We start from the raw sequence: 25882 nt of genomic DNA, 5'->3' as shown, positions 1-25882 counted from the left end.
TCCATTATTCACAGATAAAGGAAAGACTTCATGCCTCATTTAGACCATTTCGAACTGTATTCTGTCGCCATCATTAGCTTGTTGGCCGTTATTAGCCCAGGGCCGGACTTTGCCATGGTGTCTAAAATTTCACTCTTAAAAGGACGCCAAGCCGGTATTTTGTGCGCATTTGGCATTAGTGCTGCCATCAGTGTGCATCTCGCTTACACCTTACTAGGACTAGGCATTATCTTTGCTCAGAATGTTTGGGTGCTAAATGCATTACGATATTTCGGCGCGGCGTACCTTATCTGGCTAGGCGTGTCTGCTCTGTGGCCAGACATAAAAAGTCGTCTTTTCAAACATCGCTCGCTGCCATCACATTCTTCAAAAGCAGAGGCCATATCAAATTCGCATTCTGCTTTTTGGTCTGGATTTGCTTGTAATGCCCTCAACCCAAAAACCATGTTGTTTATCGTCTCTTTATTTAGCCAAGTAATTTCCAGTAAGACTTCTTTATTCATGGAACTGAGTTACGGTGTTTATATTGCTCTCATTCATTTCATCTGGTTTGCAATCGTGTCGACATTGCTAACCACCCCCAAGATCCAACAAAAAAGTACTTTTTTAAAAGACTGGATCGAGCGAGTGGCCGGGGTGTTATTAATGGGACTGGGAATTAAATTATTGATAAGCCATTAGCCAGATAATCGGACACAATTTGATGGCGTGTTCATGTGACAATCTGGCTCAACGAATTGATAAGAAGAAAGCGGATATAAAGGTAAGAGAAACGCAACTTACTTGGCTTTTCCTGCTGTTTGTTCAATAAGGAGCTCTCTCATTGTTCGAATAAACAGCTCTTTACTTCGCCCTCTTTTGCAAATCATAGAGAAAGGGGCTTGATAGCCAAATTCACTCGGCAACAGGGGTCTTAACTGATTCGACAACATCAAGTTCTGAGCGTAATGCTCGGGCAAATAACCAACAAATTTTCCAGAAAGAATCAGCGTCAACTGCGCTTCCATACTTTCTACTGTCGCGGTACTGTGCCCAAACCCTTTTTGACGCAAATCAGCATTGGTCCAATAGCTTCGTGTCACCAACCCACATTGAGTCACTTGCTCTTGGGTAATCTGTTTGTTTTCAAACAACGGGTTCAAGTGACTGCAATATAGCCAATGCTGTTCTCGATAGAGTTTCTCTTCGACTAGATTACTCACACTCGATGGAAAATTACCAATCGCCAAGTCTAGGTCATTGTTTAAAATGCCTTGTACTTGTTCATAAGGGCTGCGAATTTGCAGATTGATATGAACCGCAGGAAAACGCTCATTAAATAGACGAATGATGTTTGGCATTGACAAGGTATCGTCTAACACTGTGGCATCCAATACCGCGATACGAAACGTGCCTCCCAAATCCCCTTTCAATGTCTCTGCATGACGCTCTAATTCATTTATTTCACTTAATAATTTTATCGCTTGATGGAGAAACTGTTGACCTTTTTCGGTCAGTTTAAACCCAGACCGCCCTCTTTGACACAAGGTAAAGCCCACATAACTTTCCAACTCACTCATGTAGTTACTAATGGCCGAGGTGGAAAGATTGAGCGCCTGCTGTGCGCCAGAATACCCTTGGCATTTAACGACCGATACAAAGACTTCGAGTAAACGAATGTTTATGCGTTTATCTGATTTCAACATTTTTCCTTCCTAAACCGTTAAATGATACTTCAGTAATCAGTGAAGTAAGTATTTGGCATTTCCTATTTATTGGTCAAGCTTTGTTTTCTAGTATCGGATCAAGTCCTACCAATGACTCCAATCACTTAGCAATAAAGAATGAGGATATATGTCTACAGAAAAACCATTACATCAACCACAGAGTGGAAACGACATGCCACGCTTTGGTGGACGAGCCACTATGATGAGATTGCCTTTTGTTGAAAACCTAGAGGAATTGGATGTGGCGTTCGTTGGTATCCCTTTGGACGTAGGCACTTCCCAAAGAGCTGGGACACGCTATGGCCCTCGCCAGATTCGCGCTGAATCCGTGATGATTCGACCTTATAATATGGCCACAGGCGCTGCACCATTTGATTCACTATCTGTGGCAGACATTGGTGACGTGCCCATTAATACTTACAACCTATTAAAATCAGTCGATATTATTGAGAAATATTACGACAAGCTGAATGCTTACCCTCTTATTCCACTGACGCTGGGTGGCGATCACACTCTAACCTTACCTATCTTGCGTGCCATCGCAAAAAAACATGGTCCCGTTGGTTTGATCCATGTTGATGCTCACACTGATACAAATGATCACATGTTTGGCGAAAAAATCGCACACGGCACAACTTTTCGCCGTGCTGTCGAAGAAGGCTTGTTAGACTGTGAGCGTGTTGTGCAAATAGGCCAACGTGCTCAAGGCTATTCCTCTGAAGACTTTAAATGGGGCGAAGACCAAGGCTTTCAGCTGATTACAGCAGAGCAATGTTGGTACAAATCTTTGGAATCTCTTATGGCAGAAATCCGTCATAAGATGGGTGATAAGCCCGTTTACATATCATTTGACATAGATGGCATTGATCCTGCTTGGGCCCCTGGTACGGGCACACCAGAAGTCGGTGGTTTGACCTCATCTCAAGGATTAGAAATTATACGAGGCTGTCGAGGTTTAAATGTGATTGGTGGTGATCTCGTAGAAGTGTCACCGCCTTATGATGTAAGTGGCAACACATCGCAATTAGCTGCCAATTACCTGTATGAAATGCTGTGTATTTTACCTAAGGTAAACTACCGATAGCAGTTGAATTCAGGCTGAATTTTTTACTTAATACTACGGATCAAAAGAGAGTCATAACATGCAATTAGCGCTTTTTCGTACTCTTTGGGGTGTCACTCAACCATTGGATCAGATCGCCCCTAAGTTGAAAGACGTTGGCTTTCAAGGTGTCGAGGCTCGCATTCCATTGACGCAGGAAGCAAGAACACAATTCAAACAAGGTCTAACGCAGAACGAGCTAGATTACATCGCTATTTTGTTTACCGGTGGTGATGTCATACCAGATCAGTCAGAAACACCAGAACAACATTTGGCTCGAATGGCAACGCAGATCGAGTTTGCCATTGAATTGGATGCCAAATTCATCAACGTATTACCCGGAAATGATCGTTGGTCCTTGTCGGAAAAAGTGGATTTCTTTGGTCAGGCGCAAGCCTTATCGGATAAAGCAGGCATAGTCTGTAGTTTTGAAACACACAGAGGAACCTCGCTTTACAGCCCATGGCTGACGCTGGATTTGATTCGCCAGTTACCCGATCTGAAATTCACCATGGACATCAGCCATTGGGTACTCGTGTGCGAACGTTTGTTGAATCAACCTGAAGATGACTTATCAGAGTTTCTTAAGCGGGTATTCCACATTCAAGCCCGAGTGGGGTATGACCAAGGCGCTCAAGTGCCCCATCCTGAAGCGCCAGAGTATCAAACGGCACTTCGTTTCCATCAATCAATGTGGCAATCCGTATGGCAACACCACTTGAAAGAAGGTCGTACTACGACCACCATGACGACAGAATTTGGGCCCGATGGTTATCTTCACCATTTGCCTTTTACCAATGTTCCTGTTGCAGATTTGTGGTCTTTAAATGATTGGATTGCCATCGAAGAACAGAAACATTTTAACGAGTTTATTACAACATCCAAATAATGACCTATGGGCAAATAGGTCTGGTATTGAAAGCGGAGAGAAAACCATGAAGGCGAAACAACAAGCATTTACCCGCATTCCTGTAGTGAATGTTGCTGGGTTATTCAGCGAATCTCTAGCTGACCGTCAAGCGGTTGCTGACGAAATGGGCAAAGCCGCTCGCGAAGTCGGCTTTTTATACGTCACAGGGCATGGTATTCCGGCTCAGAAAATCAAGGGACTGCGCCAAGCGGCAAAGGCATTCTTTGCTCAATCTAAAGAAGAAAAAATGGCCTACTACATTGGCTCTTCTGCCACCCATAAAGGCTTTGTACCAGAAGGCGAAGAAATATACGGCACAGGTAAACCTGACAAAAAAGAAGCGTTTGACATTGGCTTTCCAGCCCCTGAAGATCACCCCTATGTGGTTAATAAAACTCCTCTTATTGGTGAGAACGATTGGCCAACGTTAGAGGGTTTCAAAGATCCCGCATTAGATTATTACGAAACGGTATTTGCACTGGGTCGAACTCTCTTTTCTGGATTTGCACTGGCACTGTCCCTGGAAGAGAACTATTTCGATGCCATGGTCAGCTGTCCACCAGCCAAGTTACGTCTTATTCATTACCCATATGATGCTCAAGCGGAAGATCGTCCAGGTATCGGCGCGCACACAGATTATGAGTGCTTTACTATGCTGCTCTCAGATCAACCTGGTTTGGAAGTCATGAATGAAGATGGTGTATGGATAGACGCTCCCCCATTAAAAGACGGTGATGAAGAAGCCCTGATCATTAATATCGGTGATATGCTTGAAGTTCTAACAGCAGGCCAATTTGTCGCAACGTCTCACCGTGTTCGTAAAGTGGAACAAGAGCGTTATTCTTTCCCGCTGTTTTTCGCCTGTGATTACCACACATTAATCCGTCCTTTGCCACAGTTTGATAATGGTTCACAAGAATACAAAGAACTGAGCATTGGCGAGCATATGTACAGCCAAGCCCTACAGACTTATCACTATTTACGCGAAAAAGTTGCCAAAGGCGAGCTGTCATTACCTGAGCGAGCAACCGGAGTGGCCACCTTTGGTCACCTCAAAAATAACAATAACTAACCATAAAAATCGAAAAAGTGTCATTACAAAATTGACTGAAAACACAAAAGTGAACGAACTATCCTAGAGGAACTGACTTATGAAAAAAATCACAAGCAAACTGATGAGCACTGTCTGCCTATTAACCGCGGGTGTGCTGAGCCAAACAGCCTTTGCCGCGACCACGCTAACAGAAGGTGAGTTGGTCATTGGTATGGAAATTACATACCCACCGTTTGAATCTTATGACGGTGACAAAGTCGTAGGCTTTGACCCTGAATTAACCGCCCTGCTGTCTAAAAAAATGAATGTTACGCCAAGCTTTAGTGATAATAAATTCACTGGATTGATTTTGGGCCTAAGTGCGAATAAATTCGACGCGGTTATTTCTGGCATGTATGTCAAAGAGGAGCGTTTGAAAAAAGCCGATGCTGTGCCTTACGCACGAACAGGTGCCGCGATCATGGTGCCAAAAGGCAGCGCCATTCAACCTAGAACGGATAAAGACTTATGTGGCGTCAAAGTTGGCCTTCAACAAGGTACCTCTTGGGTAAAAGCCTTTAAAGAATTATCGGATACATACTGTGTTCCGAATGGTATGAAGCCAGTATTCGTACAAGAATTCCCATCAGCACCAGAAGCAACTCAAGCCATGCTGTCTCGCAACATTGATGCACAAGTCGAAATCGCTGGTGCTGCAAATATGTTTGTGAAACGCACAAAAGGTCGTATTCAAATTAGCTCTGATGATTTGATTTACCCAAGTACTTTGGGAATTTACGTCAAAAAAGGCAACCACAAGTTAAAAGCCGCTTTTGAAAAAGCCATGGCTGAAATTAAAGCAGACGGTTCTTATGCCAAGCTACTTGAAAAGTACGAACTTTCTCCAGTGAAATAAGTATCAAGACCTCTTAGTCAGAAGTTGCGACAACTTAATTTAAGGAAGGTACGAACAAGTTCACTAGGGTCAGCGTGGGAATAACGCTCTTTTATTCGAGGCAAGTTTCGCCGTCCAATATCAGTATATTGGCAACAAGCTTAACAAAGAATAAAGAGAGCTTAGCACACGCCCTCCGGGTCTTTCAGAAGACTTATTCGCACCTTCCTTAATCATTTAACTCAATTACCACATTGAAAACGGTAATACATAAACGGCCTATATGGGGCAAGGGGCAGAACAGCTGCCTCCTATAGGCCAAATTAATCCATTGGAGATCTCATGAGTCTAGATTGGGAATACTTTTTCTCACTGTTTACGATGTCGGCGTTTTACAGTGCCTGCGTCACGGTCATCATACTGAGTACGCTTGGTTGGTTTTTAGGTCTGGTTTTAGGCTTTGTCGTAGCCTGTGCAAAAATGTCGTCCTCCCGCTGGTTAAACCTTCCTGCAGGTGTCTTTATATGGTTTTTCCGCAGTGTGCCGCTCTTAGTCGTATTGGTATTTGTCTACAATATGCCACAACTTTTTCCCTCAACCGGTCCTTTTTTAGGTGTACCTTTTATTGCCGGTTTGGTCAGTTTGGTCATCACAGAAGCCGCTTATATTGCCGAAATTCATCGCAGTGGTTTGCTGTCTGTTAATAAAGGCCAGCACGAAGCAGGGCATGCTTTAAACATTAGTTTTCTAGGCATTCAGCGCTTAATCGTTATTCCCCAAGCACTGCGTATTTCCATGCCAGCCTTGACCAATGAATACGTTACTGCAATCAAATTAAGCTCTTTAGTCTCCGCGATTTCATTACCAGAGTTACTACAAACAGGACAGCGTCTGTACTCGCAAAACTTTCTTGTGATGGAAACCCTGTTAGCCGTGGCCGTTTACTACGTCGCCATTGTCACCATCTTTGGTTCGATTCTTCAATTCATTGAACGAAAAATGGATGTGCCTTCCCGTAAACCTGCTACCTTATCTGACGCAGAATGTGATGCACTTCGCCAACAAGCCGTGGCGATGCCAATCAGAAAAACCACCAGCCTAACAGGCCTTCCACCAGCCTTGCAGCTTAAAAAACTGGTGAAACGATTTGGCGACCATGTCGTTCTGAAACAAATTGATATGAAGGTCGCCATCGGTGAAGTAATCAGTATTATTGGGCCATCCGGTTCAGGCAAAACCACCTTAATTCGTACCATTAATATGCTGGAAAAGCTAAATGATGGTGAAGTGGTTCTGTTTGGTGAGGACTTTATTCAAGGTCATGAAAAACCCAATATGAAAAAGGTACGTAGCGGAATGCAGCGTATTGGCATGGTATTTCAAAGCTTTAATCTTTTTCCACACAAAACAGCGCTGGAAAATATCATGATGGCTGCTCGCTATCATGGTACAACCAAAGAGAAAGAGGTCTGTCGTAAACAAGCTCTGTTCTTATTAAATCGTGTGGGCTTATTAGCGCATGCAAACAAGTACCCTCATCAACTTTCTGGAGGTCAACAACAAAGGGTTGCCATTGCAAGAACACTGGCTCTTTCACCAGACATCATTTTATTTGATGAACCTACGTCAGCCCTCGACCCAGAAATGGTTGGAGAAGTGTTAAAAGTTATTCAAGATCTTGCTAAAGAAGGCATGACTCTCATCATTGTGACTCATGAAATGGACTTCGCTCTGTCTGTTTCTGACCGTATTGTGATGATGGAACATGGCGTAATTCAAGTCGATACCAGTCCAAGTGATATAGAGCATGCGGATGAGAGTACCCCAGAATTATTGCGTATGAAACGTTTTATGGGAATGGAAAATGAGGAAAGCAAACATGTCTAAAACAGAGGCTCAGTTACGTCAAGATCTTGCCGCAGCTTATCGTTTGGCCTCAATGCTCGGGTGGGAGGATACCATTTACACGCATTTCTCAGTGCGTCTTCCCGGCGACGGTGAACCAAAATTTCTCATTAATCCTTTTGGTTTTATGTTCGATGAAATCTGCGCAAGCGATCTGATTATTGTGGACATGCACGGTCATATTATCGACGGCAATGCTGACTATAATCCGGCGGGATTTACGATACACAGCGCAGTCCACATGGCCCGTGAAGACGCTCATTGCGTTATTCACACCCATACTCTAGCTGGCATGGCCGTGGCAGCTTGCAATAAAGGCTTGTTGAATTTAAATCAAATCAGCGCGGAATTTCATCAACGATTGGGGTACCACGAATACGAAGGTGTCGCTTTTAACTTGGAAGAACGCGAACGAATTCAAGCTTCGTTAGGTCAAAACATCGCGTTAATACTGCGTAACCATGGTTTGCTCAGTGTCGGAACCAGTGTCGCGGATGCCTTCCAAGTGATGTATTACTTAAACCGCGCATGTGAAATTCAGTTGGCCGCAGCACAGATGGCAAGCTTATCGCCTGTAGACACGATTCCTGATCACCTTGCGTCTTACGTGTCAGAGCAATTCAAAAAGGTTGAACATGAGCGTCATGCTGTCTGGCAAGCTTGGTTACGTAAACTGGATCGCATCGATTCGTCTTATAAGGACTAATGTGTGAAAACACTTATTCTACTTATTTCAAACGATGACGAATTCAATCAAGGTCTTATCCACTATGCCCAGCAGCATAGGCAAGATACTGAGTGGATTTTACCCAATGACCAACAAGCCGCCTCCGCCGAGGTGGCGGCTTGTTGGTTTCCAGATAACAACACGCTCTCTCAATTTCCGAATTTAAAATGCCTATTAGCCGTTTCTGCCGGCGTGGATCACTTAGGCAGTGCCCTATTAACATCCGGCTTACCCATTTGCCGTATTGTGAACGAAGAACAACAAAGAGGGATGTTTGAATTCGTTCTCTGGGGCGTACTCAATGCACATCGACACTTTGATCGCGCCCACATGAATCACGCCGAGTGCCATTGGCAACGCTACCCACAACAAGCCGCGCCAGCAATACGGGTGAGCATTTTAGGATTGGGGGTGTTGGGAAAGTACGTCGCTCAGTCTTTGGCTGAAATGGGGTATTCCGTCTCAGGTTGGTCAAGGTCGCTAAAAGACATAGACAATGTTACTTGTTTCGCGGGGAATGCATCGTTACCCAGCATGCTGAAAGATACGGATATATTGGTAAATCTATTGCCCTTAAGCCCTGCAACCACTCATATTTTGAACAAAAAGCTATTTGATAGCTTACCTCACAACGCGTACATCATTAATTGTGGCCGAGGTGGGCACGTCAACGAAGCGGAGTTAATCCAAGCGGTCACTCAAGGTCATTTACGAGGCGCATTATTAGATGTGTTTGAGGAAGAGCCTCTCAGTGCATCAAACCCACTTTGGCACACAAAAGGCATACTTATTACGCCTCACATGGCCTCAGAGGCCTCTCTTTCCTCCATCGTCGAGCAAACCTCAGACAATGCAAAGCGATTTGAACAAAATTTCCCACTGATGAATAAAATCAATTCTGAACAAGGCTATTGATGCATTCAATATAACGACAGGTATGACACTATCATGGGATCAATAATAATGGGAAAGTGCATTTTCTCATTATTATGTTTGGAAGACTGGATTCGTTTTAAACACTTTAGCTCAGATAACACCAATCCATGTCATGCATTGGTGCATCTATTGTGAAACATCAATATAAAACATCAGCAATACACTCCCACATATTGAATTCCTGACAAAGGGTTTTGACATTATTTAATTTTAAAACCCTTTATTAAACATACGTCTATATTATTGAACGGCTAAATCATTTTTCAAAACCTGTCTCTTTATTTTTATTTGGCACTCCTTTTGCAGATTTAGTATCACTAGGTTACAGAATACTCTGTACCTGCTCTATTGTTGACCAACGACGGTTAACACCTCTAATGGCAACGTCGCCTGCTACTGTTCGATCGGTAGCACCCAATCAGGTTCTTTTTATAAGAAATCTGTTAAGGGTTGGCGTGCCTTCTTCCTTATCAATTTCTTCTTCAAACCCTGATTTTATGGGGCGGCTTTGTGTCGCGCGACGGTCAGTTCAGCTGACCTGTGCACAGCAAGCAGAGGCATATTCTATAAACGAATCAGGCTGACTTTAGCCTCAATCATGCCCTCTTTAGTAAGAGGCTGAAAAACAGAGAAAAGGAAAGCAGATGAAAAAAATTGATGTCACAGAAGCGATTTTCGCTAGCAAACACGCCCAAGGCTTAACCTGGGAAGCCATTGCCGATGCGGTCGGCATGAGCGATGTCTGGACCACATCCGCTTGTTTAGGCATGAACAGTTGCCCAGAAGACGTCGCCGAGAAGTTGGTGAGTTTTTTGAATCTACCTGAAGGCGCTAAATCGGTATTAATGGAATACCCGACGAAAACTTGGCAAGAAACCATTCCCCAAGACCCCCTTATTTACCGTCTTTACGAAATTGTCGGCGTGTATGGCCCGACATTAAAAGAAGTCATTCAGGAAAAATTTGGCGATGGCATTATGAGCGCGATTGATTTCTCGATGAAAGTCGAAAAAGAAGAAAATCCGAAAGGGGATCGTGTGATTCTGACATTAAACGGAAAATTCTTACCTTATGCGTCTTGGTGAGTAACACCAGATCAAACACATAGGGTTGATTCAAAGCATTACAACAGAAATTCCTAAAAAAGAGAGGCTAATCATGGCGTATATAGAACCAAGTGAATTTGTAACCAAGATGGTTGATGCAGGCGAACAAAAAGCCTACATGTCGACCAAAGATACTTTAGTTCGTGCTTTTATGGCTGGGGCCATTTTAGGACTCGCCGCGGTATTTGCTATTACCGTTGCCACCAAAACCGGCAACCCATTGCTTGGGGCTTTGCTATTTCCAGTTGGCTTTATCATGTTGTACTTGATGAAGTTCGACTTGTTGACTGGGGTGTTTACTCTGGTTCCCTTAGCCATGTTTGATAAACGCCCTGGAGTGACACCTGCTGCGGTATTACGAAATTGGGGACTGGTGTTCATTGGTAACTTTGCTGGGGCCTTAACCACCGCCTTCATGATGTCGTTTATTTTAACCTATGGTTATGCAACCGACGGTGGGGCCATTGCAGCCAAAGTGAGTACCATAGGGGAATCTCGTACACTAGGTTATCAGTCTCACGGCGCATCCGGTTGGTTTACGATTTTCATCCGTGGCATGTTATGTAACTGGATGGTGTCTATGGGCGTTGTGGGTGCCATGATATCAACCTCAGCCGGTGCCAAAATGGCTGCCATGTGGATGCCTGTGATGCTGTTTTTTTACATGGGCTTCGAGCACTCTATCGTCAACATGTTTCTCTTCCCATTTTCAATGATCATGGGTGGTGAGTTCACCTTCATGGATTATCTAGTTTGGAATGAAATTCCCACTGTACTAGGGAATTTGGCTGGTGGTCTTTTATTAGTCGGATTACCTTTGTATATTACTCATGTAAGGACATCAGCCTCACGTAAACTGGCTTAATCTTTCTGGAATCGACCTACTCCAAAGACACAACGTCTTTGGAGTATCAGGTTTCTTTACCTGTTTATAAACGGATGTAAGGAGAAAGGTATGAAACCACTAGCAGTAAGTATAGGAAGTGCGACTTGCGCAGGCATGAAAGCCACTAATCAAGATGCGCTTGATCATTGGATACCGCAAAACCCAAGACTCCAAAGCAAAGGGGTTACTCTGGCCATTGCCGATGGCATTAGCAGCAGCCAAGTAAGTCAAATCGCCAGCGAAACGGCGATCACTCAATTCTTAGAAGATTATTACCGAACATCCGACACTTGGTCGGTGAAAATGTCGGCCGAAAACGTGATCAAATCCATCAATGCTAATTTATACTCACAAAGTCAAAGTGGGCCAGACCGTTTTAATAAAGACAAAGGCTATGTGTGTACCTTTAGTGCCATTATTTTACGTTCTAATAGTGCCCACCTCTTTCATCTAGGTGATAGCCGAATTTACCAATTAAGAGGCGCCAACCTTCAACAACTAACGAAAGATCACCGTCATGTGGTGTCTTCCAAGGAAAGCTATCTCTCTCGTGCGTTGGGTATAAACCCCATTTTAGAGCTGGATTATCAAGCTCAGCCTATCGCCATAGGTGATGTCTTTATTTTGGCGACGGATGGTGTCTATGAACACATCGAAGCAGATCAGTTCAATCAGATCATTACGTCGGCGGACAACTTGGACCGTGCCGCCAAACAATTGATTCATCACGCGTTAAAAAATGGCAGTCAGGATAATCTAAGTATTCAGATAGTTCGCATTGATCAAATTCCCAGCCACCAGGCAGACGAAAACGAACTCAGCATCCGAGAACGTCCCTTTCCTCCCCCATTAAGAGAAAGAATGTTGTTTGATGGCTATGAAATTTTTCGTCCCATTCAAATCAGCAGTCGCAGTCATGTCTTTTTAGCCTACGATCTGGAGCATCATGAAAAAGTGGTGATGAAAACGCCTTCTGTCGAATTACAAGACGACATGACATTTCGTGAAACCTTCATGCTGGAAGAATGGATTGCCAAACGCATTGATAACCCCAACGTGGCGAAAATAAAAGAAACAACAAGCGTTAGAAGCTATCTCTATCTGCTTATGGAATACATTGAAGGCAGATCACTCGAACAATGGATGAGAGACCATCCAACCCCCTCATTGGAGCAAGTCCGCCACATTATTGGACAAATTGCGAATGGGTTACAAGCCTTCCATCGTAAAGCAATGATCCATCAAGACATTCGCCCTGCTAATATCATGATTGACGATCACGATAGAGTGAAAATCATCGACTTTGGTTCCACTCAAGTCGCCGGTGTCAGTCATCTGTTAGACACAGATGTTCTCCGCGGTACACTGCGCTACTCCGCACCCGAGTACTTTCTAGGGCACTCAGGCACTGAACGCTCTGATATTTATGCTCTGGGGGTCATTGCCTATCAGATGCTATCGTCAAATCACTTCCCTTACAGCCGTAAAATCACCGAAGCCAGAAGCATAGCCGCTCAACGAAAATTAACCTATCGCAGTCTGATTACCGATCAATCAGAGGTCCCAGTTTGGATTGATGATGCTCTGCAAAAAGCCTTGCACATTGACCCTTTAAAACGTTATGACGAAGTGTCCGAATTCATTTACGACCTGCACCATCCAAATCAAGCTTTCTTAAAGCGAACACAACGCCCTATTCTACAACGGAACCCAGTCATGTTCTGGCAAAGTATGTCGTTTCTCTTGGTCATGGTGATTGTCTTTATGATATTAGAAAATCAATAATGAATTCTGCCAAACCAGCTAAGCACCTAATAAAGGAAGATGTTTCAACTGATGATATTGTAGAGCCATAGCAATACAGCTTCTCAATTCGGTTAAAGGCATAGGGGCAGATAATGGCAACTGAATCTCTCTCTTACCCACGAAGGCTAGACGATCGGCATACAATTCTTTGTACGTTTCCATCAATTGGGTTTGGCAATGAACAAACAGAGACACTTGATTTGGGTGTTTTTCCTTCCAGTCCAATCGAATCGGGCTGCCAATTTTAGAGCAATAACTGGCTTCTCCCCATTTCAATTCCTCTGTAATGACACCAAGTTTTAACTCATCTGCCATCTCAAAAATCAGCCTCCGGATCTCATACAGCCTCTGCCGGGCATCGGCTGGATAAGCGTCAAACTTGTTTTCAATGTCTGATTGCATCGAAATCTCCTGATGAATGAGGACTCATACCAAACATAGTATTGATTAATCGCCTAACTATAACACACGACATTGATGGGAATAATTCTTGATTGCGAATAATTTGTTATGTTATAACATAAATAATAAAATGCAATCAGGAGACATTTATGCGCGCTAACATTCACCCAGATTATCGAACCGTGATCTTTCACGACACCAGTGCTGACACGTATTTTTTGATCGGCTCGACCATCAGCACAAACCAAACCATCGACTGGAAAGACGGTAAAACCTATCCCTATCATTCCATCGACGTGTCGTCGGCGTCACATCCGTTTTACACAGGCCAACAACGTTCAGCTCAATTGGAAGGCCGTGTTCATAACTTTAAACGCCGCTATGGTGACCGTAAGTTGAAAGGAAACAAATAGATGCAGGTTTTATCTTCTTTAAAAAGTGCGAAGAAACGTCACCCAAATTGCCAAGTGGTTAAACGTCGCGGTCGTGTCTTTGTAATCTGCAAAGACAACCCAAGATTTAAAGCCGTGCAAGGCAAAGGTGGGAAACGTAAATAAACTAAAAATAAGCCAGTAAGAAGACTCACTGGCTTATTTTAATGATTTGGAATTAACGCCAATAAATCGGTTACGCCGGTATCCAAACCCGCTTGGCTAAGCAAGGTTGTTAGCTGTCCTCGGTGGTGAGTTTGATGATTAAAAAAATGCAATAACAATAAACCAAACGCTTTACTCGCTTGTTGCCCTTTCATGCTGCTGTAGGTCAGTGGACTATTTAATGCATCGTCAGCTAACTCAGCGATCAGGTTAATAATAAGTTCGTCTAACCTTTGGCGAGCTTGCTGACAGGCGTTAAGCTCAGTAAAGAGCGATTCATCCAATGCCGTTGGTTGCGGAAAAGCGTGAACGCCTTGCAGAACCTGCTTGGCCTCAGGATGGTTAGCAAAACGCTTCAACCAGATGATGTCTCCCACCAAATTGTGATTTAACGTACCTAATATTGAGGCAAAAAAAGCGCCTCTGTCCTGCTTGAGTTGTTGCTCGTTAAGCTGCGCGGCAGCATGATAAATTTGTTCATTCATCCACTGGTTATACTGCGCCAATAAAGTAAAGTGCGCTTTCATTTCCCCTCTCCTTTATCCTACTCCCCCATTAAGGCTTACAAGATGACTTGCCAGTAACCCACATCATGCCAAGCATCAAACTTCCTACCGACGTTGGCGAAATGCCCCACTTTTTCCAGGCCAAATTTTTCATGCAGGTGAACACTGGCTGGATTGGGTAAGGTAATGCAGCCAATGACGACATGTAAGTCCATCTGTTTAAGCTTGGTGAATAATGCCTCATACAGTTGTGTCCCGAGTCCTTTACCTCCTTGTGTTGACTCAAGGTAAACACTGACTTCCACCACAAATCGATAAGCAGACCTAGCCTTCCATTGCGTCGCATAGGCATACCCTAACACAATGCCATTTTCTTCCAGCACTAACCAAGGCAAAGAAATGGCGAGCACAGCTTGAATTCGTTTTGTCATATCGCTTGGTTCAATCAACACTTCTTCAAAGCTGATAACGGTATTGTCTATGTAGTGATTGTAAATCTCAGTGATGGCCTTAGCGTCGTCTAACCTAACGTCTCGTATCATGATTTTCTCCTTAAACTGACCTTAAGTGGATTACAAAACTTTCAAAACCTTTCTTTAGTTTCATTAAAGCATCCAGAACTTCCGCTCAGGAAGAAGCTTGGTAGACTGCGCCGCATTCAAAAAACAAACAAAAAATAGTGAGTCAAACATGATCATTAACGAAACCATGACGGTACGTGACCAACGTATCAGCAAAGCGATTCTAGCCATTGCAGCCATTATTATCTTCCTGGCAACCTTTGCAGGAAAGATGCCAGGAGGCATGATTGGCGCATTAGGCATTATGGTTGTTGTCGGCACCATCCTCAATTTTGTCGGCGACCGAACCCCTATTATCAATCAATTTTTTGGTGGTGGTGCCATCGTGGTCATTTTTGGCTCGGCTTATCTATTTCACCAAGGCTTCTTTCCCGCTGAGGCCAGTGAGAATGTTAAAACCTTCATGAAAAGTGGTGGTTTTCTAGCATTCTACGTGGCCAGTTTGGTCACGGGTTCCATCTTAGGAATGGACACTCAAACGCTTAAAAAAGCCGCTCTTAAATACATTCCGGTTATCCTTGGTTCAGCCTTCTTTGCTTGTGCACTAACCGGCGTGGTCGGTATGTTAGTCAGCAAAGACTTTTACGACTCCGTCATGCTGATCGCCTTGCCTATTATGGGTGGCGGCATGGGGGCTGGTGCGGTTCCACTGGTGGAAATCATGTCTGGTAAAACGGGCATGAACGCAGAAACCTTGATGTCTCAAATGGTACCAGCTCTTGCCATCGGTAACGCCATTGCCATCGTCATGGCCGGCTTATTGAACAAACTAGGTCAGATCGCACCCACTTTAACCGGTAATGGTCAGCTTATTCGTGGCCAAAAAGCCATCACTGAAGAAGAGCAACAAACCGGCTCTTTAAACGTGACAATTCTTGGTGTCGGTGCCCTATTAGCCGTGAGCATGTTCTTCGTTGGTACTGTGTTGTCTAGCTTTATCAGCATGCACACTTATGCCTTGATGATCATCTCCATTGCCTTAATTAAAGTCTCTGGCATCATGCCAACGGCGTTAGAACAAGCCGCTCATTCTTGGTACAAGTTTGTTGTTAGTAACTTAACCCCTGCATTATTAGTAGGCATTGGTGTGGCTTACACAGATCTAAATCAGATTCTAAATGCGCTGTCACCTATGTACTTCTTGCTTGTCTTGATTACCGTATTAGGCGCTATTATTGGTGCGGGTTTCATCGGCTGGTTAATGGGCTTCTATCCTATCGAAGCGGCGATCACTGGTGGTCTTTGTATGGCCAATATGGGTGGCACAGGTGATGTTGCTGTGTTGGCTGCCAGTAAGCGTATGGAGCTGATGCCATTTGCTCAGATTTCATCTCGTATTGGTGGTGCTTTCATGTTGATCTTAGCCACCTTGGTTGTGCAAGCCATCGCATAATCTCTTATTGCATCACCCTCAATCAGAAGAGAGATTCCAGCCTCTCTTCTGATTTCCTCATGACTGATCCTAACCCTGCTTTAGCCCCTGTTGCGCATGCTGTATACTTCCGCTTTTACCTCTATGAAGCGTATTTCAACTATGACACTCAAGTCCTATCTGGCATTAATCACGGTGACCACAATCACACTTATTGTGATCGCTGCGACGTTAGTCTTTGGTTATGTGTTGCGCAGTGCTTATCTAGACAACATTAGTCAAAGAGGATTAGAGTTAGCTCGAGTGATGGCTCATGACGACAAGGTCATCGAGGCTTTACACATCAGCAATCAAGGTCAAGCCATTTCATTAGAAAGCTACATTGAGAGTAAACGACAACAAACCGACGCTTCTTTTATTGTTGTGGTCAATAAAGCCGCGTTGCGTTTGAGCCACCCGATTCCTGAACGGGTTGGTAAACCCTTTATCGGCGATGACATCTACCCCGCTTTACAACATGGCAAAAGTTACACCAATGTGGCCAAAGGTTCATTAGGCGAAGCCATTCGGAACTTTACGCCTGTGATGAAAAATCAAGATATCATCGGTGCGGTGAGCGTTGGTTATCTTTCAAAAACCACCAGCGAACTCATCTACCAACACCTGAAAGAAGCCGCTTGGTTAGTGGTATTTCTTTATGTATTAGGAGTCGTCATCGCTGTCATCTTCATTGCCAAATTAAAACGAACTTTCTTATCATTAGAACCTGAGGAAATCGTTCAAAAATTTAAAGAGCAAGAGCTGATTCTCGACAGCATTCGGGATGGCATCATTGCCGTGGACCATGAGCAAAATGTGACCGCCATTAATAGTACCGCCATCGAATGGCTAACCATGAAGGTGCTCTCCGCCACGGACGTCATTAACAAACCACTCAATGAGCAATCACAAAGCTTGTCGCACTTTGTATTGGAAGCCCAAGGTCAAATTACACAGAGACGCTTTAGTCTGGGCAGATTAGAATTTGTGGCCACACTCTATCCCCTACTGAGTAAAAAAGGGCATTTTGGCTACGTCATTGTGTTTTACCCAGAACACGATGAAAAATCCCTTGAGCAAGAACTGACCAGCACTCAAAACTACGCCGACTTACTGAAGGCCAAAACTCATGAATACGCCAACCATTTGAATGTACTGTCTGGCATGCTTCAGGCTGAACGCTACGATGATGCAATTGACTACTTACAACAAGAAAGCGACGGCGATCAGGCAATGTTGAGACAAATCATCAAAACCATTGAGAACAGTGCCGTGGCAGGATTGATCTTCGCGAAGCACAATAAAGCCAAAGATTTACAACTCGAATTGCTAATCGACAGTGATTGCCAATTAGCGCAATATTCCCCCCAGGCTAATGAAGCTCTGGTCACATTGGTAGGCAATTTATTAGACAATGCCTTTCTTGCCGCTTGGCACCATCGCCAATACAGATCACCCAGCGTCAAACTCTACATCAGTGACCGTAATGCCCACATTATGTTAGAAGTCGAAGACACTGGTGCAGGTGTTGAAGCCGAACTGGAAAATCGAATATTAGACTTTGGCGTTAGCAGCAAGCACAATACAGAACAAAGTGGCATCGGCTTATATTTAGTTAAGAAAATCGTGGACCAATATCAAGGCAGCTTGGACTGGGAACGAAGTGAAGAAGACACCACGGTATTTAGTATCTATTTGGAAAAACAGGCGTTAAAAAGATGACTAGCATCCCCGTAATGATAGTAGAAGATGACCTACGCGCTAGCTATGTTCTAGAAAACACCATTAATCAGCACACAGCTTTCAGTGTCGTTGCGGCCTGTGAAAACCTCGCAGAGGCGCAATTAAAAGCCGATGCATTTGAGCCTGAACTGATCATGGTTGACATCAGTTTACCGGATGGCAATGGACTGCAATTGATTCAGGGTCTTAAAACCCGACACCCTCATGCAAGCTTCATTATGACCACGGCGGAACGTGAAACCAAAACCATCGAACAAGCTATTCAACTCGGCGTCATGGACTATCTCGTAAAACCCATTCGCATGTCACGTGTTCAGCAGGCGTTAAACGATTATCTAGATTTCAAACAACGCCTCACCAAGCAAGAGAAAATCGACCAACAAGACATAGATGCCCTGTTTCGTAAACAATCTGCGACGGACAATAGTAGCCGCAAAACCCCTAAAGGCATTGATGAAAATACTTTAGAGACGCTTACCGAGCACCTAAAACACATTGATAACACGCCTTTCACTGCCGATGATATTGGCGAGGCTGTCAGCCTAAGTCGCATCACAGCTCGTCGTTATTTGGAATATTTAGAAGCCCAAGGTCAGGTCACTATGACGCTCGATTACAAAACCGGCGGCCGTCCAAAGCAGCGTTATAGTAAGGTTCTCTGATCCCACTCGCCGATCATCCCCCTCTGCGCTTTCCTTAATGCGCAAACCCACCAAAACCATCTAATATGTAATAGTGGCTCAGGTCGTTTAGGCTTGAGTCACACTAAACACACTAATAAGAACCAACTGGCAGGCATAAAATAGGAGAAGACCATGTCATACGTTGATGGCTTTGTTGCCGCTGTACCCACCGCACTAAAAGAAGAATATCTGGCGCATGCCATGTTGTCGGCAGACATTTTTAAAGATTATGGCGCGCTGAAACTGGTTGAGAATTGGGGGGATGAAATTCCCGACGGTGAGGTCACCTCGTTTACCTCCGCTGTAAAAGCCAAGGAAAATGAGACCATTGTCTTTTCTTGGGTAGTTTGGCCATCAAGAGAAGTGCGAAATACAGCTTGGGAAGCCATGATGGAAGACCCCAGAATGTCACCAGAAGCCAATCCAATGCCATTTGACGGCAAACGGCTCATCTACGGCGGTTTCAATACCATTTTGGATGTATGATTTCTGTCACTAGCAGACACCAACACACTTGGCTTTATTGGTTGGCTTGATTAAGATAGCAAGCATGATGAAACACTTGCCCTGTATTCAACCCCTTATCATGCGATTCAAATCGCTCTTCAAATCGAGAAGCCAACCCATTAAAGTCATTTTTATTGGCATAGACTATCTGTGCTTTTCCCTATCAAAAGCCTTGCTAGATAATAATCATCGCCATTCGAAACCAATTAAAATCATTGCATTCATTGACGATGAGCCGTGGAATAATCGCACTCAAGTTCATCAAGCAACGGTATATTCCCCTAGTGAGATAGCGGCACTGGTGTTAAAACATCAAGTGGATTTGGTCATTCAAATAGAGGGAGAGTCACTCACCATTGCTGACAATATATGGCAAGGCATTTACAAAACAGGCGTCGAAATTCTGACCTTGTCGCCAGATCAAGACCTCAATCAGCAGCAACACTTAATTTATCAAACAAGACATTAATATTCGGTTCTGAGAAATCTATGATGAATGCTGAAGAACCTACCGAGTTAACAATGCCAATTGCTCTGACGGCATAGACACAGCAATTTGCAAAGATTGCTTTGACATCATTGACACAGCGTTCAACGGCTCTGTATAAGCCTGTTCAGGCAGTTTAATGTCTTCTCTATGGGCCAGTACTTCACGTACACGAGCCACATCAATGGCACCATCTTGCTTGAATTGATTCAATTCGTCTTGGCTTAGACTAGCGGTTCTACCACCAGAAAGGTAAATCGATCCTGTAACAAAATCCACACCAAATGCCACCACGCCAGGTACGAAAAATAAAATCAAACCCACGGCATTAAGTGCCACCACGCCAGGGTCGATCGCCCCATGACTTTGACCGCGACGTTCAGGATATAAGATGGTGCCACAGGCAGCCAATTGAGATGCCACTAAAAGCGTGACCACACCTTTGGCAAATAGAGCTTTGAAGTTCTGCCCCTTAGAAAGTAAACCACCAATAATAACAGTGGCCACTTCATTCATTTTAAAGCTCAGTTTCTTGTCTTTTTTCAGTGCTTCTCTTTTAAACACTTCCTTTTTAGAGATTTCCCTTTTAGACACTTTCCCTACCGGCATAACCCTTTTCACAGCATGATTATCCAGATTGCACCCAAGTATTGTCTTCTCAAACAACATAGCATTCTCACTTTTTAATCCAGATCGAATACTCTAGCTTATCCTCTCAACCCTCAGCAAACCATAGCAAAATTGTTTCACAATCCTTTCGTTCTGTAAGTCTTCATTTACTCAATATCACAAGGTCGTGATTTGGTCATCTAGTTTATTGACTATGTATTGGCCAATTGGAAAAGCACTGGTTGCAGCAGGAGAAGGTGCATTGCAGACATGTAAAGTACGCTCACTGCTGGCAAACAGGAAATCATGCACCAAGGATCCGTCTTTCATTACCGCTTGTGCACGAATCCCAGCTGGATATGGCTGTAAATCCTCCAATTCAACAAGGTCGCAGTATTTTTGCACCTGTTGTAAATAACCCGCTTTAAACCAAGAGTTTTTGGTTTCGATTAATCCAGTTTTCCAATAGGTTTTCAATAGTCGCCAAAAACCTACAAAGGTCACCATCTCAGCCACATCTTTAATACTAAAGTTAATACGGCCATAGCCTTCCCGCTTCCAACCTTGAACGGCATTGGGTCCAACCGTCACTGAACCATCAATCATGCGAGTCAGGTGCACACCAAGGAAAGGCAAATCCGGATCTGGTATAGGGTAAATAAGATGCTTAACAATATTATTGTGCTGAGGTGGTAATTGGTAATACTCACCACGAAAAGGGATGATTTGAAAGTCCGTTGGAATCTTCAGCATCTTAGTGAGTCTATCAGCCATTAGACCACCACAACTGACCAAAAAACTGGCTTGCACTTGGGCATTTTTCAACTTAATGTCGACATAACTTGCGTGCTCTTTTAAATCCACCACTTCACTTTCCAGCATTAAAGCACCACCTGCGTGATCAAATAGCTCCGCTAATTTTTGGCAAATCTTCTGATAATTAACTATGCCAGTTGAAGGCACATAGATTGCGGCAATGCCTTTCACGTTCGGCTCACGACGATTTAATTCCGCCTGATCAAGCAACTCAACTTTTAAGCTATTTTCGCGACAACGCTTATAGAGCAATAGCATTCGATCATATTCCACCTCATTGGTGGCGACGAGCAATTTACCGCACTCTTCAAACTCAATACTGTGCTCACGACAAAACGTTTTGGTGTCTTTTGCCCCACGATAACAGAACTCGGCTTTGAGCGAGCCTGGAACATAATAGACTCCCGCATGAATCACACCTGAGTTGTGACCCGTCTGATGAAGGCCCACTTCAGACTCTTTTTCAATTAATAGAATACGGTACTTAGGGTAACGCTTTTGCAACTGCCAAGCGGTCGATAACCCCACTATGCCAGCACCGATAACAGCAATATCGTAAATAGGCTCTCTTGACATATTCCTCGCTCCTTTTGTTATTTTTATTTTTTATTGGAATCAGTGCCATGCTGATGTTCTGATACCAAGGTCATACTGTCATAACGCTTTCGAAATGCAACTGGCCGCTGCTGATAGGCTTGAATACATGCCTGACAGATACAAGCAACACCTTGCGCTTCAACTGGCAATAAGGCCAGCATTTGCTCTGGAATGGATTCAGAAAAGCACCAACAAGATGCAGATTGAGTTAGACCACAACTCGCTTCACCTTGGCAAAATGGACACGCTGACATGCTCTTCTCTCCAAAAAAAATCCCCACCAATTGGCAGGGATTTTATCATCAAAGATGACTTAGCAATCACTTAAACAAGTGCTTACCAGCCAGTGATTTCTTTTAATGCTGTACCGATATCAGCTAGAGAACGAACAGTCTTAACACCAGCGTCTTGTAGTGCTGCGAATTTCTCATCAGCCGTACCTTTACCGCCAGAAATGATCGCACCAGCGTGACCCATACGCTTACCAGCAGGTGCCGTAACACCAGCGATGTAAGACACAACAGGCTTAGTGACGTTGGCTTTGATGTAAGCCGCCGCTTCTTCTTCCGCTGTACCACCGATTTCACCGATCATGACAATCGCTTCAGTCTGAGGATCATTCTGGAACATTTCTAGAACGTCGATGAAGTTAGTACCTGGGATTGGATCACCACCGATACCAACACAAGTAGATTGACCGTAACCAGCATCAGTTGTTTGCTTAACCGCTTCGTAAGTCAAGGTACCAGAACGAGAGACGATACCCACTTTACCTGGCAAGTGGATGTGGCCAGGCATGATACCGATCTTACATTCACCTGGTGTGATCACACCTGGGCAGTTAGGACCGATTAGGCGAACATCTAGCTCGTCACATTTCACTTTACAATCAAGCATATCAAGTGTTGGCACACCTTCAGTGATACAAACGATTAGCTTGATGCCAGCGTTAGCGGCTTCTAGGATAGAGTCTTTCACGAAAGGCGCTGGAACGTAGATAACAGACGCTTCAGCACCTGTTTCTTCAACCGCTTCTTTCACTGTGTTGAACACAGGAAGACCTAGGTGAGTTTGACCACCTTTACCTGGCGTTACACCACCAACCATTTTCGTTCCGTAAGCAATCGCTTGCTCAGAGTGGAACGTACCTTGACCGCCAGTGAAACCCTGACAGATGACTTTCGTATCTTTGTTAATTAAGACAGACATTATTATTTGCCCTCCGCAGCTTTAACAACTTGTTCCGCTGCGTCTTTAAGACTGGATGCAGCAATGATGTCTAGACCAGAGTTAGCTAGAACTTCACGGCCTTTCTCTGCGTTAGTACCTTCCAAACGTACAACAACAGGTACGTTTACACCAACTTGCTCAACCGCACCAATGATACCTTCTGCGATCATGTCGCAACGAACGATACCACCGAAGATGTTAACCAATACGGCTTTAACATTGCTGTCAGAAAGGATGATTTTGAATGCTTCAGCAACACGTTCTTTTGTTGCACCACCACCTACGTCTAGGAAGTTAGCTGGCTTGCCGCCGTGTAGGTTAACGATGTCCATTGTACCCATTGCTAGGCCGGCACCGTTTACCATGCAACCTACGTTACCATCTAGTGCAACATAGTTAAGTTCCCATTGTGCGGCATGCGCTTCACGCTCATCTTCTTGAGATGGATCGTGGAACTCTTGCATTTTCTTCTGACGGTAAACAGCGTTGCTGTCGATGTTGATCTTACCGTCTAGACAGTGAAGGTTACCTTCATCTGTAATAACAAGAGGGTTGATTTCAAGTAGTGCGAAATCGCAGTCATGGAACATTTGTGACAAACCAAGGAAGATCTTAGTGAACTGCTTGATTTGAGTTGGGTTAAGACCCATTTTAAATGCCATTTCACGAGCTTGGTATGGCTGAGCGCCAACTAGCGGATCAATGATCGCTTTGTGAATCAACTCAGGCGTTTCTTCCGCTACTTTCTCGATCTCAACACCACCTTCAGTAGAGGCCATGAAAACGACTTTACGAGTAGAACGGTCAACAACAGCACCTAGGTACAATTCGTTGGCGATGTCAGTGCAAGATTCAACAAGAATCTTAGCAACAGGCTGACCATTTGCGTCTGTTTGGTAAGTAACTAGGTTTTTACCTAACCAATTTGCCGCAAAGGCTTTCACTTCGTCATAAGAATCAACAAGCTTCACACCGCCCGCTTTACCACGGCCACCTGCGTGTACTTGAGCTTTAACAACCCACTTGTCACCACCAATTTTTTTCGCAGCTTCGACCGCCTCTTCTGGCGTGTCTACTGCGTACCCTGTCGATACTGGCAGGCCGTATTCAGCAAAAAGCTGTTTAGCCTGATATTCATGTAGGTTCATTTGATTCTTCCGCTCATCTGAATGATTGACATAAATTCTGCCGGTTAAGACAGAAATTGCCGGCTGGAAAAGCCGGCAAATCTAATTTTTATTAACGCTTCTTACGGTTCGCAATGTGAATTGCGTGACCATCAACAGCCAAGGCTGCTTCATGAACTGCTTCACTTACGGTTGGGTGAGCGAATACAGTCAAAGCAATGTCTTCTGCTGTTGAGCCGAATTCCATTGCAATTACGGCTTGCGCAATCAAATCAGCCGCATGACCACCAATGATATGGCAACCTAGGATACGGTCTGTTTCTTCACAAGCAATGATCTTAACAAAACCATCTGTGTCGTTTGCTGCCATAGCACGACCAGAGGCTGCAAATGGGAATTTACCCACTTTGTATTTAACGCCTTCTGCTTTAAGTTCTTGCTCGTTCTTACCAACCCAAGCCAATTCTGGGTGAGTGTAGATCACAGAAGGAATGCAGTCGTAGTTCATTTGCGCTTTATGACCCGCAATGATGTCTGCCACCATCACACCTTCTTCAGATGCTTTGTGTGCCAACATTGGACCACGAACGATGTCACCAATCGCGAATACACCAGGTACAGAAGTACGGCATTGCTCATCAACGAACACGAAACCACGCTCATCTAGATTAACGCCTGCATCACCTGCTAGACAGCCGTCTGTGAATGGCTTACGACCAACCGCAACAATCAACTTATCAAAAGTTTGCTTTTGCTCTTCACCTTTCGCGTCAAGGTAAGTTACTTCCACTTCTTCGCCGTTAATTTGGCTACCCGTTACACGAGCACCAGTACGGATATCAAGCTTCTGCTTTTTGAAGATCTTAGCCGCTTCTTTAGAGAGGTCTTGGTCACACACGCTTAAGAAAGAATCTTGTGCTTCTAACACAACCACTTCAGAACCTAGACGAGCCCATACAGAACCTAACTCAAGACCGATAACACCGGCACCGATCACGCCCAAACGCTTAGGTACTTCACGGAAATCAAGCGCACCTTCGTTATCAACGATGATGTCGCCTGTGCGTGGCGCTGGTGGGATGTTAACCGGCACAGAACCAGTTGCTAGAATCACGTTTTCCGCGTCAAAGACAGTAACAGAACCGTCGTGAGCCGTGAATTCAACTTTTTTGTTTGCTAATAGCTTACCGAAACCTTCGAAGCTGGTAACACCGTTAGCTTTAAACAAGCCAGTGATACCGCTAGTCAGTTGATCTACGATTTTATCTTTACGATCAACCATAGCGTTAACGTCCATAGCAACGTCGCCAACACTGATACCGTGAACGCTGTAAGAATCTTTCGCGTCATGGTATTTATGAGAAGAATCAAGAAGTGCTTTTGAAGGAATACAGCCAACGTTCAAACAAGTTCCGCCCAAACGCGGCTTGTCTTCTTTGTCTAACCATTTTTCGATACAAGCTGTTTTCAAACCTAACTGAGCCGCACGGATTGCCGCTACATAGCCACCCGGGCCACCACCAATTACAACAACATCAAATTTATCAGACATAAGAGGTCCCATTTTCCAGTCAA

At 44.2% G+C, this 25882-nt stretch carries 28 protein-coding genes; 18 read left to right on the top strand and 10 right to left on the bottom strand.

From position 1 onward, the window contains the following. The first annotated feature begins 30 nt into the window (after positions 1–30). The gene (locus MAR181_RS06565; RefSeq protein WP_013795820.1) at positions 31–681 is read left to right on the top strand and encodes a LysE family translocator; all 651 of its coding nucleotides are present in this window, start codon (positions 31–33) and stop codon (positions 679–681) included. Positions 682–779: 98 nt separating this feature from the next. Here MAR181_RS06565 and MAR181_RS06560 read toward each other — a convergent pair whose 3' ends face one another. Further along, the gene (locus MAR181_RS06560) at positions 780–1685 is read right to left on the bottom strand and encodes a LysR family transcriptional regulator (RefSeq protein WP_013795819.1); all 906 of its coding nucleotides are present in this window, start codon (positions 1683–1685) and stop codon (positions 780–782) included. A gap of 148 nt (positions 1686–1833) precedes the next feature. Here MAR181_RS06560 and speB point away from each other — a divergent pair, with 148 nt between their 5' ends. From speB to MAR181_RS06510, 10 genes are all read left to right on the top strand, one after another. Next, positions 1834–2790: an agmatinase gene (gene speB, locus MAR181_RS06555; RefSeq protein WP_013795818.1), complete on the top strand. Its 957-nt coding sequence runs from the start codon at positions 1834–1836 to the stop codon at positions 2788–2790. Positions 2791–2848: 58 nt separating this feature from the next. Next, the gene (locus tag MAR181_RS06550) at positions 2849–3697 is read left to right on the top strand and encodes a sugar phosphate isomerase/epimerase family protein (RefSeq protein WP_013795817.1); all 849 of its coding nucleotides are present in this window, start codon (positions 2849–2851) and stop codon (positions 3695–3697) included. A gap of 46 nt (positions 3698–3743) precedes the next feature. Further along, complete coding sequence (locus tag MAR181_RS06545; protein ID WP_013795816.1) at positions 3744–4790, top strand: isopenicillin N synthase family dioxygenase; 1047 nt, start codon at positions 3744–3746, stop codon at positions 4788–4790. Positions 4791–4869: 79 nt separating this feature from the next. Continuing rightward, positions 4870–5667, top strand: a complete 798-nt coding sequence (locus tag MAR181_RS06540) for an ABC transporter substrate-binding protein (protein ID WP_013795815.1) — start codon at positions 4870–4872, stop codon at positions 5665–5667. 321 nt (positions 5668–5988) lie between these two features. Then, entirely contained in the window at positions 5989–7533 is a 1545-nt protein-coding gene (locus MAR181_RS06535) for an amino acid ABC transporter permease/ATP-binding protein (RefSeq protein WP_013795814.1), read from the top strand. Then, positions 7526–8257 (top strand): class II aldolase/adducin family protein, encoded by a 732-nt coding sequence (locus MAR181_RS06530; RefSeq protein WP_013795813.1) that lies wholly within the window; start codon positions 7526–7528, stop codon positions 8255–8257. The genes MAR181_RS06535 and MAR181_RS06530 overlap by 8 nt, the downstream gene beginning before the upstream one ends. Before the next feature lie 3 nt (positions 8258–8260). Continuing rightward, positions 8261–9193, top strand: coding sequence for a 2-hydroxyacid dehydrogenase (locus MAR181_RS06525; protein ID WP_013795812.1), 933 nt, complete (start codon positions 8261–8263; stop codon positions 9191–9193). A gap of 665 nt (positions 9194–9858) precedes the next feature. After that, positions 9859–10299 (top strand): cyanase, encoded by a 441-nt coding sequence (gene cynS / locus MAR181_RS06520; RefSeq protein WP_013795811.1) that lies wholly within the window; start codon positions 9859–9861, stop codon positions 10297–10299. Positions 10300–10372: 73 nt separating this feature from the next. Beyond that, positions 10373–11185, top strand: coding sequence for a formate/nitrite transporter family protein (locus MAR181_RS06515; RefSeq protein WP_013795810.1), 813 nt, complete (start codon positions 10373–10375; stop codon positions 11183–11185). A gap of 90 nt (positions 11186–11275) precedes the next feature. Further along, positions 11276–12991, top strand: a complete 1716-nt coding sequence (locus MAR181_RS06510; protein WP_013795809.1) for a bifunctional protein-serine/threonine kinase/phosphatase — start codon at positions 11276–11278, stop codon at positions 12989–12991. A gap of 18 nt (positions 12992–13009) precedes the next feature. On the opposite strand, the gene MAR181_RS06505 is transcribed toward MAR181_RS06510, so the two are convergent. Continuing rightward, positions 13010–13414: a DUF1801 domain-containing protein gene (locus MAR181_RS06505; RefSeq protein ID WP_013795808.1), complete on the bottom strand. Its 405-nt coding sequence runs from the start codon at positions 13412–13414 to the stop codon at positions 13010–13012. A gap of 149 nt (positions 13415–13563) precedes the next feature. On the opposite strand from MAR181_RS06505, the gene MAR181_RS06500 reads away from it, so the two are divergent. Further along, positions 13564–13827, top strand: coding sequence for a type B 50S ribosomal protein L31 (locus MAR181_RS06500; RefSeq protein ID WP_013795807.1), 264 nt, complete (start codon positions 13564–13566; stop codon positions 13825–13827). Further along, positions 13828–13971, top strand: coding sequence for a type B 50S ribosomal protein L36 (ykgO, locus tag MAR181_RS06495; protein ID WP_013795806.1), 144 nt, complete (start codon positions 13828–13830; stop codon positions 13969–13971). Between the two features lie 38 nt (positions 13972–14009). Here the strand turns inward: ykgO and MAR181_RS06490 are convergent, their stop codons facing one another. Then, on the bottom strand, positions 14010–14537 hold the full coding sequence (locus MAR181_RS06490; RefSeq protein ID WP_013795805.1) for a DinB family protein: 528 nt from the start codon (positions 14535–14537) through the stop codon (positions 14010–14012). A 35-nt stretch (positions 14538–14572) separates the two neighbouring features. Continuing rightward, positions 14573–15058, bottom strand: coding sequence for an arsinothricin resistance N-acetyltransferase ArsN1 family B (locus MAR181_RS06485; protein WP_013795804.1), 486 nt, complete (start codon positions 15056–15058; stop codon positions 14573–14575). Between the two features lie 148 nt (positions 15059–15206). On the opposite strand from MAR181_RS06485, the gene MAR181_RS06480 reads away from it, so the two are divergent. The 5 genes from MAR181_RS06480 (at position 15207) to MAR181_RS06460 (ending at position 19910) form a co-directional block, all read left to right on the top strand. Then, the gene (locus tag MAR181_RS06480; RefSeq protein ID WP_013795803.1) at positions 15207–16490 is read left to right on the top strand and encodes a 2-hydroxycarboxylate transporter family protein; all 1284 of its coding nucleotides are present in this window, start codon (positions 15207–15209) and stop codon (positions 16488–16490) included. 141 nt (positions 16491–16631) lie between these two features. Further along, positions 16632–18230, top strand: coding sequence for an ATP-binding protein (locus MAR181_RS06475; protein ID WP_144011221.1), 1599 nt, complete (start codon positions 16632–16634; stop codon positions 18228–18230). Then, on the top strand, positions 18227–18913 hold the full coding sequence (locus tag MAR181_RS06470) for a response regulator (RefSeq protein ID WP_013795801.1): 687 nt from the start codon (positions 18227–18229) through the stop codon (positions 18911–18913). Before MAR181_RS06475 ends, MAR181_RS06470 begins: the two co-directional genes overlap by 4 nt. Positions 18914–19066: 153 nt before the next feature. Next, entirely contained in the window at positions 19067–19420 is a 354-nt protein-coding gene (locus MAR181_RS06465) for a DUF1428 domain-containing protein (RefSeq protein ID WP_013795800.1), read from the top strand. 64 nt (positions 19421–19484) lie between these two features. Further along, positions 19485–19910: a nucleoside-diphosphate sugar epimerase/dehydratase gene (locus MAR181_RS06460; RefSeq protein ID WP_245546220.1), complete on the top strand. Its 426-nt coding sequence runs from the start codon at positions 19485–19487 to the stop codon at positions 19908–19910. Positions 19911–19949: 39 nt separating this feature from the next. Here MAR181_RS06460 and MAR181_RS18055 read toward each other — a convergent pair whose 3' ends face one another. From MAR181_RS18055 to lpdA, 6 genes are all read right to left on the bottom strand, one after another. Beyond that, positions 19950–20522, bottom strand: a complete 573-nt coding sequence (locus tag MAR181_RS18055) for a hypothetical protein (protein WP_171810311.1) — start codon at positions 20520–20522, stop codon at positions 19950–19952. A gap of 192 nt (positions 20523–20714) precedes the next feature. Then, entirely contained in the window at positions 20715–21929 is a 1215-nt protein-coding gene (gene lhgO, locus MAR181_RS06450; protein ID WP_013795797.1) for an L-2-hydroxyglutarate oxidase, read from the bottom strand. Positions 21930–21952: 23 nt separating this feature from the next. Then, entirely contained in the window at positions 21953–22204 is a 252-nt protein-coding gene (locus tag MAR181_RS06445) for a cysteine-rich CWC family protein (protein WP_013795796.1), read from the bottom strand. Positions 22205–22286: 82 nt separating this feature from the next. Beyond that, positions 22287–23159: a succinate--CoA ligase subunit alpha gene (gene sucD / locus MAR181_RS06440; RefSeq protein WP_013795795.1), complete on the bottom strand. Its 873-nt coding sequence runs from the start codon at positions 23157–23159 to the stop codon at positions 22287–22289. 2 nt (positions 23160–23161) lie between these two features. After that, a complete protein-coding gene (gene sucC / locus MAR181_RS06435) occupies positions 23162–24328 on the bottom strand; it encodes an ADP-forming succinate--CoA ligase subunit beta (protein WP_013795794.1) in 1167 nt (388 codons plus the stop codon). Positions 24329–24419: 91 nt separating this feature from the next. Further along, positions 24420–25859: a dihydrolipoyl dehydrogenase gene (lpdA, locus tag MAR181_RS06430; RefSeq protein ID WP_013795793.1), complete on the bottom strand. Its 1440-nt coding sequence runs from the start codon at positions 25857–25859 to the stop codon at positions 24420–24422. Positions 25860–25882: the final 23 nt, after the last annotated feature.

It is taken from the genome of Marinomonas posidonica IVIA-Po-181 (assembly GCF_000214215.1).
Lineage (GTDB): Bacteria > Pseudomonadota > Gammaproteobacteria > Pseudomonadales > Marinomonadaceae > Marinomonas > Marinomonas posidonica.
The sequence above is the reverse complement of the archived record's forward strand: the minus strand, read 5'-3'. Positions and strand labels throughout refer to the sequence as shown.

What these genes read in the sequence shown, in the direction of transcription:
- MAR181_RS06565 (WP_013795820.1), top strand. Translation starts at nt 31, where the DNA reads ATGCCTCATTTAGACCATTTCGAACTGTATTCTGTCGCCATCATTAGC.
- MAR181_RS06560 (WP_013795819.1), bottom strand. Translation starts at nt 1,685, where the DNA reads ATGTTGAAATCAGATAAACGCATAAACATTCGTTTACTCGAAGTCTTT.
- speB (WP_013795818.1), top strand. Translation starts at nt 1,834, where the DNA reads ATGTCTACAGAAAAACCATTACATCAACCACAGAGTGGAAACGACATG.
- MAR181_RS06550 (WP_013795817.1), top strand. Translation starts at nt 2,849, where the DNA reads ATGCAATTAGCGCTTTTTCGTACTCTTTGGGGTGTCACTCAACCATTG.
- MAR181_RS06545 (WP_013795816.1), top strand. Translation starts at nt 3,744, where the DNA reads ATGAAGGCGAAACAACAAGCATTTACCCGCATTCCTGTAGTGAATGTT.
- MAR181_RS06540 (WP_013795815.1), top strand. Translation starts at nt 4,870, where the DNA reads ATGAAAAAAATCACAAGCAAACTGATGAGCACTGTCTGCCTATTAACC.
- MAR181_RS06535 (WP_013795814.1), top strand. Translation starts at nt 5,989, where the DNA reads ATGAGTCTAGATTGGGAATACTTTTTCTCACTGTTTACGATGTCGGCG.
- MAR181_RS06530 (WP_013795813.1), top strand. Translation starts at nt 7,526, where the DNA reads ATGTCTAAAACAGAGGCTCAGTTACGTCAAGATCTTGCCGCAGCTTAT.
- cynS (WP_013795811.1), top strand. Translation starts at nt 9,859, where the DNA reads ATGAAAAAAATTGATGTCACAGAAGCGATTTTCGCTAGCAAACACGCC.
- MAR181_RS06515 (WP_013795810.1), top strand. Translation starts at nt 10,373, where the DNA reads ATGGCGTATATAGAACCAAGTGAATTTGTAACCAAGATGGTTGATGCA.
- MAR181_RS06510 (WP_013795809.1), top strand. Translation starts at nt 11,276, where the DNA reads ATGAAACCACTAGCAGTAAGTATAGGAAGTGCGACTTGCGCAGGCATG.
- MAR181_RS06505 (WP_013795808.1), bottom strand. Translation starts at nt 13,414, where the DNA reads ATGCAATCAGACATTGAAAACAAGTTTGACGCTTATCCAGCCGATGCC.
- MAR181_RS06500 (WP_013795807.1), top strand. Translation starts at nt 13,564, where the DNA reads ATGCGCGCTAACATTCACCCAGATTATCGAACCGTGATCTTTCACGAC.
- ykgO (WP_013795806.1), top strand. Translation starts at nt 13,828, where the DNA reads ATGCAGGTTTTATCTTCTTTAAAAAGTGCGAAGAAACGTCACCCAAAT.
- MAR181_RS06490 (WP_013795805.1), bottom strand. Translation starts at nt 14,537, where the DNA reads ATGAAAGCGCACTTTACTTTATTGGCGCAGTATAACCAGTGGATGAAT.
- MAR181_RS06485 (WP_013795804.1), bottom strand. Translation starts at nt 15,058, where the DNA reads ATGATACGAGACGTTAGGTTAGACGACGCTAAGGCCATCACTGAGATT.
- MAR181_RS06480 (WP_013795803.1), top strand. Translation starts at nt 15,207, where the DNA reads ATGATCATTAACGAAACCATGACGGTACGTGACCAACGTATCAGCAAA.
- MAR181_RS06475 (WP_144011221.1), top strand. Translation starts at nt 16,632, where the DNA reads ATGACACTCAAGTCCTATCTGGCATTAATCACGGTGACCACAATCACA.
- MAR181_RS06470 (WP_013795801.1), top strand. Translation starts at nt 18,227, where the DNA reads ATGACTAGCATCCCCGTAATGATAGTAGAAGATGACCTACGCGCTAGC.
- MAR181_RS06465 (WP_013795800.1), top strand. Translation starts at nt 19,067, where the DNA reads ATGTCATACGTTGATGGCTTTGTTGCCGCTGTACCCACCGCACTAAAA.
- MAR181_RS06460 (WP_245546220.1), top strand. Translation starts at nt 19,485, where the DNA reads ATGATGAAACACTTGCCCTGTATTCAACCCCTTATCATGCGATTCAAA.
- lhgO (WP_013795797.1), bottom strand. Translation starts at nt 21,929, where the DNA reads ATGTCAAGAGAGCCTATTTACGATATTGCTGTTATCGGTGCTGGCATA.
- MAR181_RS06445 (WP_013795796.1), bottom strand. Translation starts at nt 22,204, where the DNA reads ATGTCAGCGTGTCCATTTTGCCAAGGTGAAGCGAGTTGTGGTCTAACT.
- sucD (WP_013795795.1), bottom strand. Translation starts at nt 23,159, where the DNA reads ATGTCTGTCTTAATTAACAAAGATACGAAAGTCATCTGTCAGGGTTTC.
- sucC (WP_013795794.1), bottom strand. Translation starts at nt 24,328, where the DNA reads ATGAACCTACATGAATATCAGGCTAAACAGCTTTTTGCTGAATACGGC.
- lpdA (WP_013795793.1), bottom strand. Translation starts at nt 25,859, where the DNA reads ATGTCTGATAAATTTGATGTTGTTGTAATTGGTGGTGGCCCGGGTGGC.